17 protein-coding genes are annotated in these 18543 nt (G+C 65.3%); 10 read left to right on the top strand and 7 right to left on the bottom strand.

Annotated elements, in window-relative coordinates; translation table 11 throughout:
* The first annotated feature begins 10 nt into the window (after positions 1-10).
* From ACIQ67_RS15215 to ACIQ67_RS15170, 10 genes are all read left to right on the top strand, one after another.
* The gene (locus ACIQ67_RS15215) at positions 11-868 is read left to right on the top strand and encodes an energy transducer TonB (RefSeq protein WP_397535227.1); all 858 of its coding nucleotides are present in this window, start codon (positions 11-13) and stop codon (positions 866-868) included.
* Positions 865-1710, top strand: coding sequence for a shikimate dehydrogenase (gene aroE, locus ACIQ67_RS15210; protein ID WP_397535225.1), 846 nt, complete (start codon positions 865-867; stop codon positions 1708-1710). Before ACIQ67_RS15215 ends, aroE begins: the two co-directional genes overlap by 4 nt.
* The gene (locus ACIQ67_RS15205) at positions 1707-2456 is read left to right on the top strand and encodes a transglycosylase domain-containing protein (protein ID WP_397535224.1); all 750 of its coding nucleotides are present in this window, start codon (positions 1707-1709) and stop codon (positions 2454-2456) included. The genes aroE and ACIQ67_RS15205 overlap by 4 nt, the downstream gene beginning before the upstream one ends.
* 4 nt (positions 2457-2460) lie before the next feature.
* On the top strand, positions 2461-3072 hold the full coding sequence (locus ACIQ67_RS15200; RefSeq protein ID WP_397535223.1) for a hypothetical protein: 612 nt from the start codon (positions 2461-2463) through the stop codon (positions 3070-3072).
* Positions 3065-3610 (top strand): TlpA disulfide reductase family protein, encoded by a 546-nt coding sequence (locus tag ACIQ67_RS15195; RefSeq protein WP_397535222.1) that lies wholly within the window; start codon positions 3065-3067, stop codon positions 3608-3610. The genes ACIQ67_RS15200 and ACIQ67_RS15195 overlap by 8 nt, the downstream gene beginning before the upstream one ends.
* Before the next feature lie 137 nt (positions 3611-3747).
* Complete coding sequence (gene aroQ / locus ACIQ67_RS15190) at positions 3748-4197, top strand: type II 3-dehydroquinate dehydratase (protein WP_397535221.1); 450 nt, start codon at positions 3748-3750, stop codon at positions 4195-4197.
* 70 nt (positions 4198-4267) lie between these two features.
* Positions 4268-4732: an acetyl-CoA carboxylase biotin carboxyl carrier protein gene (gene accB, locus ACIQ67_RS15185; RefSeq protein ID WP_397535220.1), complete on the top strand. Its 465-nt coding sequence runs from the start codon at positions 4268-4270 to the stop codon at positions 4730-4732.
* A gap of 129 nt (positions 4733-4861) precedes the next feature.
* Positions 4862-6211 carry an acetyl-CoA carboxylase biotin carboxylase subunit gene (gene accC, locus ACIQ67_RS15180; protein ID WP_397535219.1) on the top strand — a complete coding sequence of 450 codons (1350 nt, stop codon included), beginning with the start codon at positions 4862-4864 and terminating at the stop codon, positions 6209-6211.
* Positions 6212-6330: 119 nt separating this feature from the next.
* Positions 6331-7224, top strand: a complete 894-nt coding sequence (gene prmA / locus ACIQ67_RS15175; RefSeq protein WP_397535226.1) for a 50S ribosomal protein L11 methyltransferase — start codon at positions 6331-6333, stop codon at positions 7222-7224.
* 41 nt (positions 7225-7265) lie between these two features.
* Positions 7266-8378, top strand: a complete 1113-nt coding sequence (locus ACIQ67_RS15170) for a zinc-ribbon and DUF3426 domain-containing protein (RefSeq protein WP_397535218.1) — start codon at positions 7266-7268, stop codon at positions 8376-8378.
* 159 nt (positions 8379-8537) lie between these two features.
* Here ACIQ67_RS15170 and ACIQ67_RS15165 read toward each other — a convergent pair whose 3' ends face one another.
* From ACIQ67_RS15165 to ACIQ67_RS15135, 7 genes are all read right to left on the bottom strand, one after another.
* On the bottom strand, positions 8538-9158 hold the full coding sequence (locus tag ACIQ67_RS15165) for a histone (RefSeq protein ID WP_397535217.1): 621 nt from the start codon (positions 9156-9158) through the stop codon (positions 8538-8540).
* Positions 9159-9460: 302 nt separating this feature from the next.
* On the bottom strand, positions 9461-10642 hold the full coding sequence (locus tag ACIQ67_RS15160) for a ribonucleotide-diphosphate reductase subunit beta (RefSeq protein WP_397535216.1): 1182 nt from the start codon (positions 10640-10642) through the stop codon (positions 9461-9463).
* A gap of 293 nt (positions 10643-10935) precedes the next feature.
* Positions 10936-13827 carry a ribonucleoside-diphosphate reductase subunit alpha gene (locus tag ACIQ67_RS15155; RefSeq protein WP_397535215.1) on the bottom strand — a complete coding sequence of 964 codons (2892 nt, stop codon included), beginning with the start codon at positions 13825-13827 and terminating at the stop codon, positions 10936-10938.
* 630 nt (positions 13828-14457) lie between these two features.
* Positions 14458-15999, bottom strand: a complete 1542-nt coding sequence (locus ACIQ67_RS15150) for a sigma-54-dependent transcriptional regulator (RefSeq protein ID WP_397535214.1) — start codon at positions 15997-15999, stop codon at positions 14458-14460.
* Complete coding sequence (locus tag ACIQ67_RS15145) at positions 15996-17834, bottom strand: sensor histidine kinase (RefSeq protein ID WP_397535213.1); 1839 nt, start codon at positions 17832-17834, stop codon at positions 15996-15998. Before ACIQ67_RS15145 ends, ACIQ67_RS15150 begins: the two co-directional genes overlap by 4 nt.
* A complete protein-coding gene (locus tag ACIQ67_RS15140) occupies positions 17831-18073 on the bottom strand; it encodes a PP0621 family protein (RefSeq protein WP_397535212.1) in 243 nt (80 codons plus the stop codon). Before ACIQ67_RS15140 ends, ACIQ67_RS15145 begins: the two co-directional genes overlap by 4 nt.
* The coding region (locus tag ACIQ67_RS15135) for an inner membrane protein YpjD (RefSeq protein ID WP_397535211.1) at positions 18074-18543 on the bottom strand (470 nt) is incomplete at its 5' end.

Below are 18543 nucleotides of genomic sequence, written 5' to 3'. Positions count from 1 at the left end.
CGACCTGACGATGCTGGGCCGGCTCTCCACGCTGCAGATTGCCTTGCTGGCCTCGCTGGCCCTGCACGGCGGTCTGCTGACCTTGCGCATCGTGGACCCGGAGAGCTTCAACCGCATCTTTCAGGACACGCCGCTGGAGGTGGTGCTGGTCAACACCAAGGGCAATGAGGCCCCGACCAAGGCGCAAGCACTGGCCCAGGCCAATCTGGCCGGCGGTGGCGAGGCCGACAAGGGCCGCGCCACCTCGCCGCTGCCGCCGTCGCCGCTGCTGGATTCGGGTGACTCCAGCGAGGTGCAGCGCGCGCAGATCGCCAAGTTGCAGGAGCAGCAGCAACAGCTGCTGGCCACGGTGAGGCGCGAACTGGCGCTGCTGCCGGCACCCGACCCGCAACGCGACCGCGGTTCACCCGACGCGGTCGAACAGGCCGAGAAACGGCGCCGCCTCGTGCAGCTGCTGGCCGAGATCGAGAAGCGCGTCAACGACGAGAATGCCCGCCCGCGCAAGCGCTACATCAGCCCGGCCACGCGCGAGGTGGTTTACGCCCAGTATTACGACGGCCTGCGCCGCCGCATTGAAGAGCGCGGCACGCGCGACTTTCCCACCTACCAAGGGCGCAAGCTCTATGGCGAGCTGGTGCTGAACATCCACGTCGATGCGCGCGGCCGCGTGATCGAGACCGACCTCGTCGCCTCCTCCGGCAACAGCATGCTGGACCGGCGCGCCGTGGCCATCGTCCGGGCCGCGTCGCCCTTCGGCAACTTCACGCCGGCCATGCTGCGCGGCGCCGAGGTGCTGGTGATCACCTCGCGCTTCAAGTTCACTCGTGAAGACGGGCTGGAGACCACCTTGTCCGGACAAGCCCCATGAACAACACAGATCGCTATGCGGTGGCCGGCAACCCGGTGGCGCACAGCCGCTCGCCCGACATCCACGCACGCTTCGCCGCGCAGACCGGCCAGGCCCTGGTCTACGAGCGCCTGCTGTGTCCGCTTGACGGCTTCGAGGCCAGCATCCGCCGCTTTGCCGCGGAAGGTGGGCGCGGCTGCAATGTCACCGTGCCCTTCAAGTTCGAGGCCCATGCGCTGGCGGTGCGCCTGAGTCCGCGCGCGGCGCTGGCTGGTGCGGTCAACACGCTACGCTTCGACGGCGAGGGATGGTTCGGCGACAACACCGATGGCGCCGGCCTGGTGCGAGACATCGAGCACAACGCCGCCCGGCCGCTGGCACACAAGCGCGCACTGCTGCTGGGCGCGGGCGGCGCTTCGGCCGGCGTGCTGGGCAGCCTGATTGCGGCACGCCCGGCCGAGCTGGTGATCGCCAACCGCAGCGTCGACAAGGCGCAAGCGCTGGTGGATAGCCACCGCGCACTGGCCGAACAGCAGGGCGTCAGGCTGAGGGCCTGTGCGCTGGACGACTGCGGCGCGGCGTACGACGTGCTGATCAACGGCACCAGCGCCAGCCTGGCCGGCGCCGGCGTGCCGGTGGCAGCTGCAGCGCTGGTGCCCGGCGCATTGGCGCTGGACATGATGTACGGCCCGGCAGCCCGCCCCTTTCTCGACTGGGCCCGCGCCCAGGGCGCCGAGGCCCGGGACGGCCTGGGCATGCTGGTCGAGCAGGCTGCCGAAGCCTTCGAGCTGTGGCGCGGCGTCAAGCCGGACACCGCGCCGGTGCTGGCGGCCCTGCGCACCGAGGTCGACGCGCTGCCATGAAGGCTGTGACCCAGGCCCTGCTGCGCTTGCTCGCCCTGCTGCTGCTGGGCCTGGTGGCGCTGCAGCTCTACTTCGCTGGACGCATCGCGCTGATGAATCTGCTGGACCCGCAGTCCACCAGCTTCCAGCGCTCGGAGATCTGGCGCCTGGCCAGCGAGAAGCAGCAGGTCTTGTGGACTCAGCAATGGGTGGAGTTGCCGGCCATTTCCAAGCATCTGCAGCGCGCGGTGATCGCCAGCGAGGACGCCAGCTTCGCCGAGCATGCGGGCGTGGACTGGGATGCGATGGAGAAAGCCTGGGAGCGCAACCAGAAGGCCGAGGCCCAGCTGGCACGCCAGACGGCCCGCGCGCCAGCGGGTCGGCCGGCGCCGCCCGTCAAGGTCGTTGGCGGCTCCACCATCACCCAGCAACTGGCCAAGAATCTGTTCCTTAGCGGCGAGCGCAATTTCGTTCGCAAGGGCCAGGAGCTGGCGCTGACCCTGATGCTGGAAGCGCTGCTGAGCAAGCAACGCCTGCTGGAGATCTATCTGAACAATGTGGAATGGGGCGAAGGCGTGTTCGGCGCGCAGGCGGCGGCGCGCTACTACTTCCGGGTCGATGCGGCACGGCTCTCGACCAACCAGGCCGCGCGGCTGGCAGTGATGCTGCCGGCGCCCAAGCGCTTTGAGAAACGTCCGGCCTCGCCCTATCTGCTCTCGCGCGCCGCCACCATCGAAGCGCGCATGGGCGCGGTTGATCTGCCTTGAAGTCATGGCTTCTGACGATCTGATCCGAGAAATCGCCGCCACCGCCGCCCGCCTGGTGGTGGAGGAAGGCCTGGAGTACGGCCCCGCCAAGCATCGGGCGCTGAAGGTGCTGGGCCTGCCCAAGCGCTCGGCGCTGCCCGACAACGAGTCGCTGGAAGACGAGGTACGCGACTACCTGGCGCTGTTCTGCGCCGATACGCACCCCGTCGAACTGGCCGCGCTGCGCCAGCTGGCCGCGCTCTGGATGGAGCGGTTGGCCGAGTTCCGCCCCCACTTGAGTGGAGCGGTCTGGCGTGGCACGGCCACGCGCCTGTCCAACATCCACCTTCAGCTGTTCTGCGACGACTCCAAGGCGGCCGAGATCGCCTTGCTCAACGCCGGCATCGACTACGACGTCGGGCAGGGTAGCGACCCGCGCGGCCGGTCGGTGGACATGCTGGTCTTGGCCGCCTTCTGCCGCGAACTGGGCGAGAGCGTGACGATTGCATTGACCATCCTCGACCACGACGACCTGCGCGGCGCGCTCAAGCCGGACGGCCGCGGCCGCAGCGAGCGTGGCGACCTGCCCGCTTTGCGCAAACTGATTCAAGAAGAACTGGACAAGCCTCATGACTGAAACGTCCCGCCCCTCCAGCCGCAGGCGCCAGATCGTCTATGCCGTCGCCGGCCTGGGCGCCGCGGCAATGGGACTGGCCTATTCGCTGCGCCAGCATGCGCCCAAGCCTTTGTCGAAGGAAGCCCAGGCCTTCTGGACCGCGAGCTTCGAGCAGCCGCAGGGCGGCCAGCTGCAGACCCGAAACTTCCTCGGCAAGCCGCTGCTGTTGAATTTCTGGGCCACCTGGTGCCCGCCTTGCGTCAAGGAGATGCCGGAACTCGACCAGTTCCGACGCGAGCATCTGGCCAAGGGCTGGGAGGTGCTCGGGCTGGCGGTGGACGCGCCCACGCCGGTGCGTGAGTTCCTGCAGAAGACACCGGTCAGCTTTCCCATTGGTCTGGCGGGCCTGACGGGCACCGAGCTGTCACGCAGCCTGGGCAATCCGCAAGGCGGCCTGCCCTTCAGCGTCGCCTTCGATCCCAGCGGCGAGATCGTCTGGCGCAAGCTGGGTGCGACGAATCTGGCCGAACTGAGGCTGCTGGGCAGCAGCCAGCCCTGAGTTGGGTCAGCCGCAAATGCGCGACCGGGTCAAGCGATAAATTTTCTGGCGCTTGCCGGGATCAGCGCCTAAAAAGCGTAAAGTCCAGCCTTTATCGCTTCTAGTGTCCAGGCTCTAATCGGTTGGGCACAGCACAGATGCAGATTCTTGTGATTCACGGACCGAACCTCAACCTTCTGGGAAGCCGGGAGCCCGGGGTATATGGATCGCGAACCTTGGCGCAGATCGACGCCGATTTGACGAAGTTGGCTGCGGATGCCGGAGTTCGACTGGAATCCTTCCAAAGCAACCATGAGGGTGCCTTGGTGGACCGGATCCAGGCGGCCGGCCGAGACGGCACGGCTTTCGTCATCATCAATCCAGCCGCCTACACGCACACCAGCGTCGCGATGCGTGACGCTTTGGCGGCGGTCGGACTGCCTTTTGTCGAAGTCCATCTGTCCAATATTCACAAGCGTGAAGCGTTCCGGCATCACAGCTTCTTTTCCGAGCTCGCCGAGGGCGTGATCTGCGGGCTGGGCGCGCAGGGTTATCTGCTGGCGCTTCAGTATGCAGTCGCCAAGCTGCAGCCTGGCCAGAAGCAATAGCGCCCCCCTGGCGCGGCCTTGCAGCCGAGCCGTATCGGGCTAGAAAACAAACTTTCCGTTGGAGAAGACTATGGATCTGCGCAAGCTGAAGACACTGATCGACCTGGTTTCCGAGTCGAACATTTCCGAACTTGAAATCACCGAAGCCGACGGCAAGGTGCGCATCGTCAAGTCTGAGGCCGCCCCTGCCGGCGTGATGATGCAAGCCGTGCCGGTTGCCAGTGCGCCCGTCGCCACCGTGGCCGCAGCGGCCCCGGTCGCCGCGGCTCTGCCCGTTGCCGCCGCCCCGGCTGCTGAGACCGGCCACGTGGTGAAGTCGCCGATGGTCGGCACCTTCTACCGTGCGTCCAGCCCCAATGCCAAGTCATTCGTGGAACTGGGCCAGCAGGTCAAGGAAGGCGAAGCGATCTGCATCATCGAGGCGATGAAGATCATGAACGAGATCGATGCCGACAAGAGTGGCACCATCACCAAGATCCTGTGCGAGAACGGACAGCCGGTGGAGTTCGGTCAGCCCTTGTTCGTCATCGAATAAGACTTGCAGGCCATGTTCAAGAAAACTCTCATCGCCAACCGAGGCGCTCGCGCGCAGCGCGGACGCGCCGCGGGCGCGGCACATTGCGCGGTGTGCGCAGCACAGCAGGGCGATTGAGCCGAGGCACCTATGTTCAAGAAAATTCTCATCGCCAACCGAGGCGAAATCGCCCTGCGGATCCAGCGCGCCTGCCGCGAGCTGGGCATCAAGTCGGTGGTGGTCTATTCAGAAGCCGATCGCGACGCCAAGTATGTGAAGCTGGCTGATGAAGCCGTCTGCATCGGCCCGGCAGCGTCCGCGCAAAGCTATCTGAGCATGCCGGCCATCATCGCCACGGCCGAAGTGACCGATGCGGAGGCCATCCACCCCGGCTATGGCTTCCTCAGCGAGAACGCCGACTTCGCCGAGCGCGTCGAGCGCAGCGGCTTCACCTTCATCGGCCCGACGCCGGACAACATCCGCATGATGGGCGACAAGGTCTCGGCCAAACAGGCCATGATCCGCGCCGGTGTGCCCTGCGTGCCCGGCTCGGAAGGCGCACTGCCGGAAGATCCGAAAGAGATCGTCCGTATCGCGCGCTCGGTCGGCTATCCGGTCATCATCAAGGCGGCCGGTGGCGGCGGCGGACGCGGCATGCGCGTCGTCCACACCGAGGCAGCCCTGGTCAACGCGGTGCAGACCACGCGCAGCGAGGCCGCAGCGGCCTTCGGCAATCCGCAGGTCTATATGGAGAAATTCCTGGAGAACCCGCGCCACGTGGAGATCCAGGTGCTGGCGGACAGCCACAAGAATGCTGTCTGGCTGGGCGAGCGCGATTGCTCGATGCAGCGCCGCCATCAGAAGATCATCGAAGAGGCGCCGGCACCAGGCATTCCGCGCCGCGTAATCGAGAAGATCGGCGACCGCTGCGCCACCGCCTGCAAGAAGATGGGCTATCGCGGTGCCGGCACCTTCGAGTTCCTGTACGAAAACGGCGAGTTCTATTTCATCGAGATGAACACCCGCGTGCAGGTGGAGCACCCGGTGACCGAGATGGTGACCGGCATCGACATCGTCGCGATGCAGATCCGCATCGCCGCTGGCGAGAAGCTGCCCTTCGCCCAACGCAACATCATGATGCGCGGCCATTCGATAGAGTGCCGCATCAATGCCGAGGACCCGGTCAAGTTCACGCCCTCGCCCGGCCGCATCACGATGTGGCATCCGCCCGGCGGGCCGGGTGTGCGGGTGGACTCGCATGCCTACACGAACTACTTCGTGCCGCCCAACTACGACTCGATGATCGGCAAGATCATCGTGCACGGCGACACCCGCGAGCAGGCACTGGCGCGCATGCGCATCGCGCTGTCGGAGACGGTGGTCGAAGGCATCCAGACAAACATCCCCTTGCACCGCGAGTTGATGGTGGACGCCAAGTTTGTCGAAGGCGGCACCAGCATCCACTACCTCGAAGGCTGGATGAGCCAGCACAAGCGTTAAGCTCTTTCCCCATGTGCAAGGCTGCCCGTCAGCTCTGCTTGTTCACAGGACTCCCTGGCACGGCGCAAGCCGTCCCGGGGATTCTCTTTTGAAGGTCGCCCATGAGCACCCCTGTCACCCTGCATGAACTGGTCCTGATCTGCCGCGAGGACGATGTCGAGACCGTCAGTGACGCGCTGATGGAGGTCGAGTCGCTGGCGGTTTCAGTCGAGGACGCCGATGCCAACACCGAGTCCGAGAAGGCCCTGTTCGGCGAGCCCGGAATGCCAGCGCCCAAGTCGGGCTGGGAGCGTTCGGTCGTCAAGGCACTGTTCCCCAGCGAGGCCGAAGCCACTGAAGCGGCCACCTTGCTGCTTGCGCAGGAGTGGGCGCAGGACGTGCATGTGCAGACCATCCAGGCCGTCGCTGAGCAGGACTGGGTACGGCTGACGCAATCGCAGTTCGCGCCGGTGGAGATCACCAGCGACTTCTGGATCGTGCCCTCCTGGCATGAAGCCCCTGCGCAAGCCAAGCGTGTGATGCGCCTGGACCCGGGCCTGGCATTCGGAACCGGCACCCACCCGACCACCCGCATGTGCCTGCGCTGGATCGCCCAGCATCAAGACCTGGCCCCGACATGGGACCGGGTGCTGGACTACGGCTGCGGCTCGGGCATCCTGGCCATCGGCGCTGCGCTGCACGGCGCACGCCAAATCGACGCGGTCGACATCGACCCGGCGGCTGTCACCTCCACCAACGACAACGCCAAGGCCAATGGCGTAACGCTGAATGCCGGACTGCCCGACCAGGCGCACGGCGAGTACCCCTTGCTGCTGGCCAACATCCTGGCCACGCCGCTGAAGCTGCTGGCCCCCTTGCTCTGTCAACACCTGGCCCCCGGTGCCCATCTGGTGCTCGCCGGCATCCTGGAGCGGCAGGCTGATGACCTGAAGGCCGCCTATGCGCCCTGGCTCAAGCTGGAAGTCAGCGACAGCGAGGAAGGCTGGATCCTGATGACCGGCCAACGCGCTTGATGCACGCGTGAAACAGCGCGTGCTCATGGCATGATCACGGCATGAGTCTGGCCACCCGTTGTACCGCTTGCGGCACCATCTTCCGGGTGGTGCAGGATCAGTTGCGCGTCTCAGAAGGCTGGGTGCGCTGCGGCCGCTGCGCCGAAGTGTTTGATGCCCGAGAACAGCTGTTCGACATCGACCGGGAAGCCCCACCCCCCTGGCCTGCTGCGGCACCCGATATCGAGCTACCCGCCGAAGCTGAACAGATGGCGCACGCCGATGCTGTCGCCGAAGTCCCGCAGCGCACCGACGATGTCACCTGGGCCATGCCGCGCGAAGACGGCCACACCCGGAGCGAAACGGCGAACCAGGCATCAGATGAGCAGGACATCCACGTCGAGCTCGAGCCTGATCTGCCGCAGACGCCGCCATCGGCGAGCCATGCAGCGCGCCCGCCAGGACGCCGTGAGCCCTACTGGGTGGATAACGGCGGACCGGAGGAGTCTCCGACGCATGTGATCTCGACCACCCCGATTACAGCGCTTGCCGAGCCGGACGCCAGCGCATCAGCCGTCACTGCGCCGCCGGCTGCACCTGTTGCGACTCCTCCTGCTGCAACACCAAGCACACAAGCGGAGCCAGCCACCGAGCCTTTGGCGACCGCGGGCTTCCTGCGCCAGGCCGAGGTGGCCTCGCGCTGGCAGCGGCCGCTGGTGCGCGCGTCTCTTGCGCTTGGTGTGCTGCTGCTGACTGTCATGTTGAGCGCGCAGCTCACATGGCAGTTTCGGGATGCGCTGCAGGCACTCTTTCCGCAGACCGCGCCTTTGCTTCAGGCCTTCTGCGCGACCACGGGCTGCGAACTCAAGGCCTGGCGACGCATTGATGCGCTGACGGTCGAGAACAGTGCATTGACCGTGGCCGGCAATGGCAACAACTACAAACTGCGCATCAGCCTGCACAACAAGGCAGCGTATGCCGTGGCTCTGCCGTGGGTTGACCTGAGTCTGACCGACAGCAACGGTGCTGTCGTGGCGCGACGCATGCTGCCCCCGACGGATTTCAACCTCACCGCCGCCAGCTTGGGCGGAAATGCCGAAGAGACGCTGCAGATCGTCTTCAGCACCGGCGCGCAACGCGTCAGCGGCTACAGCATCGAAATCTTCCATCCCTGAAGAGCGGCAGCAGCGGGCGCGAGCAGCACACGCGCACCAATGGAGATCCAAAGCGTCGAGCATCTCTGGCGGAGCGCAGATGCCGCGGCTTGCAACCAGGGCCGGAATTAAAAAAACCCGGCCGCAGCCGGGTTTGATGGAGTCGAAACTCCTGTCCGATCAGGGCTTGTTGCCAGTCGGGAAGGGCCAAGCGGCCTGAGGGCTCAATGCCGTCTTGGCAGCAGGAGCGGCAGCCGCAGGCTTCGCAGCAGCAGGAGCAGCAGGGGCAGGGGCCTTCTTCGCAGCGGGCTTCTTGGCAGCCTTCTTTGCGGGCGGCTTTGCAGCAGCGGCCGGCTTGGCAGCAGCCTTCTTGGGGGCAGCGGCCTTCTTCGCCGGAGCAGCGGCCTTCTTAGGGGCAGCAGCCTTCTTCGCCGGAGCAGCGGCCTTCTTAGGGGCAGCAGCCTTCTTCGCCGGAGCAGCAGCCTTCTTAGGGGCAGCGGCCTTCTTCGCCGGAGCAGCAGCCTTCTTAGGGGCAGCGGCCTTCTTCGCCGGAGCAGCGGCCTTCTTGGGGGCAGCAGCCTTCTTCGCCGGAGCAGCGGCCTTCTTTGCCGGAGCAGCAGCCTTCTTCGCCGGAGCAGCGGCCTTCTTTGCCGGAGCAGCAGCCTTCTTCGCCGGAGCAGCGGCCTTCTTTGCCGGAGCAGCGGCCTTCTTCGCCGGAGCAGCGGCCTTCTTTGCCGGAGCGGCGGCCTTCTTTGCCGGAGCGGCCTTCTTGGCCGGGGCGGCCTTCTTTGCAGTTGCCATACAGTTCTCCTTGATCAAGTTGCAAGATCACTGCCCACAGCGGACCGGTCCGCCACAGTGCAGCTATTCACCACCCAAAGTCGCCCAGGAGGAGCGCTCCGGTGCGGTGAATCGGTTTGCAGCGCCCTCGCCCCGGCTTCTAGGACCAGGGTCGACAACGCTGCCAATCTCTACGACTTCCAAACAAACTCAGCGGGAACTGAGGGCAACGACCATGCTTGCTGCCTCAGCCGATTCGCTTGCAGGCGAATTGGCCTTCGTCAGGCACAAGGCAAGCCGCCGGGCTTGCCTTGTGTCCTGACTCAGTCCCACGACAGCGCGCCACCGGACTGGTATTCGATGACGCGCGTCTCGAAGAAGTTACGTTCCTTCTTCAGGTCAATCATTTCGCTCATCCAGGGGAACGGGTTCTCTTCGTTAGGGAAGAGCTCCTCCAGTCCGATCTGGGTGGCGCGGCGGTTGGCGATGTAACGCAGATACCCCTTGAACATCGAGGCGTTCAAGCCCAACACGCCGCGCGGCATGGTGTCCTCAGCGTAGCGGTACTCCAACTCAACCGCTTTCTGGAAAAGCACCTTGATCTCTGCCTTGAACTCGGCGGTCCACAACTGCGGGTTCTCAAGCTTGATCTGGTTGATCAGGTCGATGCCGAAGTTGCAGTGCATGGACTCGTCGCGCAGGATGTACTGGTACTGCTCGGCAGCACCCGTCATCTTGTTCTGCCGCCCCATCGCCAGGATCTGCGTAAAGCCGACGTAGAAGAACAGGCCCTCCATCAGGCAGGCAAACACGATCAGGCTCTTCAGCAGCGTCTGGTCGTTCTCGAGCGTGCCCGTCTGGAAGTGCGGATCCATGATGGCGTCGATGAAGGGGATCAGGAACTCGTCCTTGTCCCGGATCGACTGCACCTCATGGTAGGCATTGAAGATCTCGCTCTCATCCAGGCCCAGCGACTCGACGATGTACTGGTAAGCGTGCGTGTGAATCGCTTCCTCGAAGGCCTGGCGCAGCAGGAACTGGCGAGCCTCGGGAGCGGTAATGTGGCGGTAGGTGCCCAGCACGATGTTGTTGGCGGCCAGCGAATCGGCCGTGACGAAGAAACCGAGGTTGCGCTTGATGATGCGCCGCTCGTCTTCCGTCAGCCCGTTCGGGTCTTTCCACAGCGCGATGTCACGCGACATGTTCACTTCCTGCGGCATCCAGTGATTGGCGCAGGTGGCGAGGTACTTCTCCCAGGCCCACTTGTACTTGAACGGCACCAGTTGGTTGACGTCGGTCTGACCATTGATGATGCGCTTGTCGGCCACGTTGACGCGTCGCTCGGCGAGCGCTGCGGCCTGGTCGGCTGAGCCGGCTTGATGTACTGCGGCCTGTACCGCGGAGACTGCTGCCCGCGCGACCGGAGCCGAGCTCGGTGCGACGTTTGGAGTGGCGCCGCCAGGGGCGCTATGAGAGGGCTTCAGGTCTTCGTCCCAAACCAGCATGGTGGATTTCCTATCGCGTCGAATTATCGGAGTGATGTGTCGAAAACACCAAGGACTTATTGACAAGGCGCAGCGTGCGCTGTTGCTGTGCTGCATCGGCAGCGCAGCGAATCAAGGTCCTCGATACAAGTGTTCATCGATGCATGATCGGCCGTTTGCATCGATGAACACTCGCATCGCGGGCGATGACTGTTTTCTCCATCACCCGCTTTGAGAGTGCGGGGCCAGCTTCTGATTCGACTCGCCGCATCAAGCGCGATGCGTCGAATCAGCGTGCGCGGACCCCCCGTTTTTTACTGGCAAGCTTCGCAGTCCGGGTTGTCGATCGAGCAGAACTTGATGTCGGTGGCCGGCACCGACTCTTCCACCGGCGCAGCCACAGGCGCCGACACTATTGCGGGAGCACCACTCGACACCGAGTTGAGCTGACCCGACTTGGTCACCGTGCTCTTCTCGGCGTGCGTCGCACCCACGGTGCGCAGGTAGTAGGTCGTCTTCAGGCCGCGCAGCCAGGCGAGCTTGTAGGTCTCATCGAGCTTCTTGCCCGAAGCACCGGCCATGTAGATGTTCAGGCTCTGCGCCTGGTCGATCCACTTCTGGCGGCGCGCGGCAGCTTCGACCAGCCACTGCGTCTCGACCTCGAAGGCAGTGGCATAGAGGCTCTTCAGCTCTTCCGGCACGCGGTCGATGCGGCGCAGCGACCCGTCGAAGTGCTTCAGGTCCATCACCATCACGTCGTCCCACAGACCCAGCTTCTTCAGGTCGCGCACCAGTGCTTCGTTGATGACGGTGAACTCACCCGACAGATTGGACTTGACCGAGAGGTTGCCGAAGCAGGGCTCGATCGATGCGTCCACGCCAATGATGTTGGAGATGGTCGCGGTCGGCGCGATCGCCACGCAGTTGCTGTTGCGCATGCCATAGGCAGCGATGCGGGCGCGCAGCGCGTCCCAGTCCATCGTCGTGCTGCGATCCACCTCGACATAACCGCCACGCGCCTCGGCCAGCAGGTCCAGCGAGTCGATCGGCAGGATGCCGCGGTCCCACAGCGAGCCGCGGTAGGACGAGTAGCGACCGCGTTCCTCGGCCAGTTGGGTCGAGGCCCAGTAGGCGTAGTAGCAGACGGCTTCCATCGAACGGTCGGCGAACTCGACCGCAGCGTCGGAGGCGTACGGCGTGCGCAGTGCATACAGCGCGTCCTGGAAGCCCATCACGCCCAGGCCCACCGGACGATGACGCAGGTTCGAGTCACGCGCCTTCTTGACCGCGTAGTAGTTGATGTCGATGACGTTGTCGAGCATGCGCATCGCCGTCGCCACCGTCTTCTTCAGCTTTTCGTGGTCGACCTGACCATCCTTCAGGTGCTGCTTCAGGTTCACCGAACCCAGGTTGCAGACCGCGATCTCGCTGTCGTTGGTGTTAAGCGTGATCTCGGTGCAGAGATTGGACGAGTGCACCACGCCCACGTGCTGCTGCGGCGAGCGCACGTTGCAGGCGTCCTTGAAGGTGATCCAGGGGTGGCCGGTCTCGAACAGCATCGAGAGCATCTTGCGCCACAGGTCCTTGGCGGGCATGCGCTTGAACAGCTTGATCTCGCCACGGTCGACCTTGGCTTCGTACTCGCAGTAAGCCTTCTCGAAGGCCTTGCCGAACAGGTCGTGCAGGTCCGGGCAGGTCGACGGGCTGAATAGCGTCCAGTCGCCGCCATCCATGACACGGCGCATGAACAGATCGGGGATCCAGTTCGCGGTGTTCATGTCGTGTGTGCGGCGGCGGTCGTCGCCGGTGTTCTTGCGCAGCTCCAGGAACTCCTCGATGTCCAGGTGCCAGCTCTCCAGATAGGCACAGACCGCGCCCTTGCGCTTGCCGCCCTGGTTCACGGCCACTGCCGTGTCGTTGACGACCTTCAGGAAAGGTACGACGCCTTGGCTCTTGCCATTGGTGCCCTTGATGTGCGAACCCAGCGCGCGCACCGGTGTCCAGTCGTTGCCCAGGCCGCCGGCGAACTTGGACAGCAGCGCGTTTTCCTTCAGCGCCTCATAGATGCCATCCAAATCGTCGGCCACCGTGGTCAGGTAGCAGCTGGAGAGCTGCGAGCGACGAGTGCCGGAGTTGAACAGCGTCGGCGTGCTGGACATGAAATCGAAGCTCGACAGCACTTCATAGAATTCGATCGCGCGGGCTTCGCGGTCGATTTCGTTCAGCGCCAGGCCCATGGCCACGCGCATGAAGAACGCCTGAGGCATCTCGATGCGCTTGCCTTCGGTGTGCAGGAAGTAGCGATCGAACAGCGTCTGCAGACCCAGGTAGTCGAACTGGAAGTCGCGCTCGGCCTTCAGCGCCGCACCCAGACGGGCGAGGTCATATTGACCCAGCTTCTCGTCCAGCAACTCGGCCTGCACGCCCTTCTTGATGAAGGTCGGGAAGTATTCGGCATAGCGCTCGGCCATCTGGGCCTGCGTCACTTCCTCGCCGAGGATTTCGCGGCGGATCGTGTGCAGCAGCAGGCGCGCGGTGGCCTGGCTGTAGCCCGGGTCCTTCTCGATCAGCGTACGCGCCGCCAGGATGGCCGCCTTGTAGACCTCATCGATCGGCACGCCGTCGTACAGATTGCGCTTGGTCTCAGCCAGAATGGGGTCGGCCTTCACATCCGCGCCCAGGCCCTCGCAGCTCGACGAGATCAATGCCGAGAGCCTGCCCAGATCCAGGGGCAGACGCTGCCCCTTGTCGATCACCGTCAGACCCGACTCCAGCACTGCAGCTTGCGCTGCCTCGCCCTTGGCCAGGCGCTCTTGCGCGCGACGCTCGCGATACAGCACGTAAGCGCGGGCCACCTCATGATGACCGCCGCGCATCAGCCCGAGCTCAACATGGTCCTGCACATCTTCGATATGGAAGGTGCCACCGCTGGGGCGCGAACGCAGCAGTGCGCGCACCACCGCTTCGGTCAGGCCGTCGACCGTCTCGCGCACGCTCGCAGAGGCGGCACCCGTCGTGCCATGCACCGCGAGGAAGGCCTTCATCAGCGCCACGGCAATCTTGCTGGGCTCGAAGGAAACCACAGCGCCATTGCGGCGGATGATCTGGTAGGCCTCGTAGGCCGAGTGCCGCTGAGCGCTCGCGGGCTCGCCGGCCTGGACGCCCGGCACGGCTTGCGAGTGCGGGTTGACTGCGATGGTCTGCATAAGGGTCCTCGTCTGATTGTTCGAATGGGTCACGGCAAGTCCTGTCACGCACTCTGCGTAAGCGGGTCTTGCCGTTGCCTGTAGGGGTGAAGCCGCCGCTGCCGGGTCGAATCTACGGACTGCCCGGGCTGGCCTGCCAGCGCTCCTTGGCCATCGACCGCCTTCTCCGCGAGCAGCGTCGCAGCGAAAGCATTCAGGTCAGCGGCGAGGTGGCGCATGGATGTATTACCAAGTCAGCAGAATAGCATGGTAGAACACTATATCTGGGGGTCCAAGGCACTTCAAGCACTACCGATAGCGTGCGAACCCCGTTGACCACTGCAACAGAAAGCGCTAGCCGGAGCGCCTGAATCCACGCGGAACAAGCCTCACAGCGACTAGCTCCAGGCGACTGCTTCGATTCCATCGGCACTGGCGGGTCGACGCGCAGATTGCATGCGGTTTGCAGCGCCAAAATGGCTGCAAAGCCGCGCCAACGCTCACATCGGCTTTCGCCGCCGCTGTTTCTGCACTTGCACCCGACCGGCCGGGGTCGCGGCCGTGCGCACACATTCGCTCACAGCTTGGCCGAGCGACAACCCTGCGCAGGCTCGGGCCTTCGGCCGGAGCCAACGAGGCCGGGCGCGGACTTCAAGCGCCAGAGTCTTCGCTGACGCCCAAACGGGCCATCCGGTAGCGCATCTGCCGCAAGGAAAGCCCCAGCGCTGCACCGGCGGCCGTTCGGTTGAACCGATGGCGTGCCAGCGCGCGCAGCAGCATGCTGCGCTCCACCTCATCGAGATAGGCGGCCAGGTCCGGTGGCAGATCCGGCTCGATGCGATCTGCCTCCATCACGCCGGGCAGCCCGGCCGGGGTCTCCAACACATCCAGTGCACCAAGTTGCGAGTCGTCCAGCAACGCATCCGGCAGGCCCAGGTCGTCGGCCGCGATCTGTTCGCCGCCCGACAAGGCCAGCGCGCGATGCAGCAAGTTCTCCAGCTCGCGCACATTGCCCGGGAAGGCATAGCGCTGCAACTGGGCCAGCGCCGCTAGGCTGAGCTGCGGCGCGGGCGACACACCCGCATCACGGGCAATGCGCTCCAGCACGCGTTCGGCGATCAGCGCCAGATCCTCGATGCGCTCGCGCAGTGGCGGCACACGGATCTGAATCACGTTGAGGCGGTAGAACAGGTCCTGGCGAAAGCGCCCGGCCGTGACTTCGGCGCCCAGATCCTTGTGGGTGGCACTCAGGATCCGGACATTGACCGGCGCCTCGGCCACCGCGCCAACCGGCCGCACCGACCGCTCCTGAATCGATCGCAGCAGCTTGCTCTGCATGGCCAGCGGCAGATCACCGATCTCGTCCAGAAAGAGCGTCCCGTTGTGCGCTGCCTGGAAAAATCCTTCGCGGTCCTCATTGGCACCGGTAAACGCGCCCTTGCGGTAGCCGAAGAATTCCGCCTCGAGCAACTGCTCGGGGATGGCGCCGCAGTTCACAGCCACAAAGGCCTGAGCGCCTCGCGGACTCACCTCATGGATGGCGCGCGCCACCAGCTCCTTGCCGGTGCCCGACTCCCCCTGCAGCAGCACCGGGGCCATGCTGCGTGCCACCTTCTCGATCAAGGCGCGCACCTGACACATCACGTCCGATTCGCCGGCCAGCCGCCGCAAGGCACTGGCGCCGCCGTCGAGCTCAACACGCACGCGGCTCGGTCGAGCCTCGCTGCGCGCCTGGTGCGCCGCGGCAGCATCCAAGGGCCGCGGCGCAGCTTCGGCACGCTCGCTGGGCAAATCCGCCGGCACCACCGCCGGCACACTCTGCGGCAGGCGGCCCAGGGCCGAGGCCACGACGCTGCGGAACTGGCGCAGATCAACCGGCTTGGTCAGGTAGTCATAGGCCCCCGCCTTCAAGGCCTCGACCGCATTCTCGGCCGATCCAAAGGCGGTAATGACCAAGGCCTTCTCCGCGCGGCCCTGCTGCTCCAGCCAGCCCAGCACATCCAGCCCGCTGCCATCCGGCAGGCGCATATCGGTGATGACTGCGCTGTAGCTGCGCTGCTTCAGATGCTCGAGCGCCTCTTCCACAGTGCCAGCCGTGTCCATGTCATAACCCTCGCGCAGCAGGGTCAGCTCATACAGCGTGCGCAAGTCAGGCTCGTCGTCGACGATCAGAAGGCTGAATTTATGGCTCATGCAGAAGGGGTGGAGGGTTCATTGAGACGACGCAAGGTCAGCACGAACTCGTTTCCCGCCGTCTCAAGCGGCCCCGCCCGGCGGAAATCGATGCGCCCGCCGTAGCGCTCGCAAAGCTCGCGGCAAATATACAGACCCAGGCCGGAACCCCGGCTGCGGGTCGAGAAGAAGGGTTCGAACAAGTGACGTTCTACCTCCACCGCAATCGGCTCGCCTGCGCTGAAGACCGCAAGCTGAGCCGCCTGCTCGGACGGCGCCAGCAGGCTGACCTGAACCGAGGCCGGCCCCGGCGCCGCGTGCCGCAGCGCGTTGTCCAGCAGATTGACCAGCACGCGTCGCAGATGTTCGGGGTCGAAAGCCACCACAAGCGGCTGAGCCGGCGCGCTGCAGACCAAGGGGCAGGCTGCCCCCGTCTCCAGCTTGTTGGTACGCACCCACTCGGCGCAGACCTCGGCCACCAGGGACGATACGTCCACGGGAACCGGCTGCGGCACGACACCAGGCGCCACCTCCATCACGTCATCAACAATGCGCTTGAGCCGCTGCACATTCGAAGCCACCATGGCAGCCAGCCGGCGCTGCTGCGGCGCCACGCAGTCTTCCGCCAGCAAGGCATTGGCCTGATCGATGGCTGCGAGCGGATTGCGGATCTCATGCGCGATACCCGCCGATACGCGTCCCATGGCGGCCAGCTTCTCCTGCCGGCTGCGCGCCTGAACGGTCCGCAAGTCCTCGACGAAGATCACGCACAGATCCTCACCGGCCTGCGACTCGCGCTGACGCGTGAATCGCATGCGCAGCCGCAGCACACGCTGCAGCCCATCCTCGAAGCTCAGCAGCACATCGCGCCCCTCTTCGGGCCAACCGCCCTCGCCGAAGGCTCGTTCCACCGCCTGCACCAGCGGAACCCAGGCTGCCACGCCGCGCAGCTGAAAGGGCGCGCGGCGCACCTTGTGACCGTTGGACAGCAGCGCGCGTGAGGCCGGATTCGCCGCCCGCACACGACCGCGCCGGTCCACCACCAGCACGCCCTCCTGCATCTCATCGATCACCAGCTGGTTGAGCTGCGCCTGCTGCCGCGCCAATTCCATGCTGCCGCGTGCTGCCCGCTCCTCTCGCGCCAGCCGGCTGGCCAATTCGCTGGCCAGCAGGCCGACCACGAACAGGCCGGTGCCCGACAAGCCTGTCTGCATCATCCGCTGCCCGACGTCAGCGCCTTGCAGCACAGCCCACCAGGCCACGCCCAGCATCAGCAAGGCGGCCATGGCCGCGGTCGCCAGCACCAGCAACCTTGGCGTCAGCACGCCGGCCATCAGGACCGGCATGACGAACAGCGCACCGTAGCTGACGCTGGATCCGCGATCCAGCGCATGCAACACACCAAACACCAGGAGGTCCACGCCGATGCTGGCCAACCACTGCGGACTGTGCAGCCGGGCCAGCGTATGGGCGGTGGCACCGCGCTGCAACCAGGGCAGCATCCACAAGGCCAGCGCCTGCAATGCATAGAAGCCCGACAGCGGCAGCGCCCAGTCCGGCGACGCCGACCCCAACCACGCCGCTACCAGCTGGGTTGCGAACAGCGCCAGGCCGAGCGCAGCGCGTGCCGCCAGGAAGGCTCGGTACAGGCGCTGAAAGGCGCCCTCCCCGGCCTGGCGTCGCCGCGAGCGTCGAAAAAAGAACTGCGAGTCTTCACCCGACTGCCCCGCTGCCTCTGGCTCTTCCCACTCCGCGTCCATGCTGTCCTGCGCACTCGGGCCGAACCAGGACAAGTCACTATCGCCTGTCTGGCTGCGCGCCAGGCGCTGTGCATCGACCCGGCCGGCCTCACTCATGGCGCATGGCTGGACTCGTAAGCATTGCGATGTGAGGCGCTGCAAAAGTGCCCGCCACGACCAGGCAAGGCCTCGTCGCGGGGCAGATGCAGTCCGCACTGCGCACACGCGACCATGTCCTTGGAGGGCTCAGCCTCGGGCCGACGCTGCACTTCAGACGCTTTGGGGGGGCGTCCCCGCTTGAACCCCAGCACAAACACCAGGACCGCCAAGCCGATGATCAGAAGCAGGTATTTCATTCAGTGTCCTGCGCTGCGCTGAAGCAGCACCTCCAGCACGAAGCGCGAACCGGCATAGCCCAGCAGCAGCAAGGCAGCTCCAAGATAGAGCCAGCGTGTCGCCCGCCGGCCGCGCCATCCGAACAATCGCCGTCCCGTGACCAAGCCGGTCAACACCACCCAGCCCAGCACGGAAAGCAAAGTCTTGTGATCCCACCGCCACTGCGGCGTGAACCACCAGCCCAGCAACAGAGCCAAGGAGAGCAAGGCCACCCCCGCGCCGACAAACTGGAACGTCAAGCGCTCCAGCCGCAGCAGCGGCATGCCAAGCGCCAGCCCCGGCTTCTTCTGGCGCATCAGGCGCTCGGCGCGGCTGAGCATGACGGCATGCAACACCGCCACACCGAACAGTCCGTAGGACGCCAGGCCCAGGGCCCAGTGCAAGGGCGCCCACGGGGACGCCGCTTGGGGTCGCGCCTCACCCGGGAAGT

The organism is Roseateles sp. (assembly GCF_044373315.1).
Lineage (GTDB): Bacteria > Pseudomonadota > Gammaproteobacteria > Burkholderiales > Burkholderiaceae_C > JACDQM01.
This window is presented reverse-complemented; position numbering and strand designations above follow the sequence as displayed.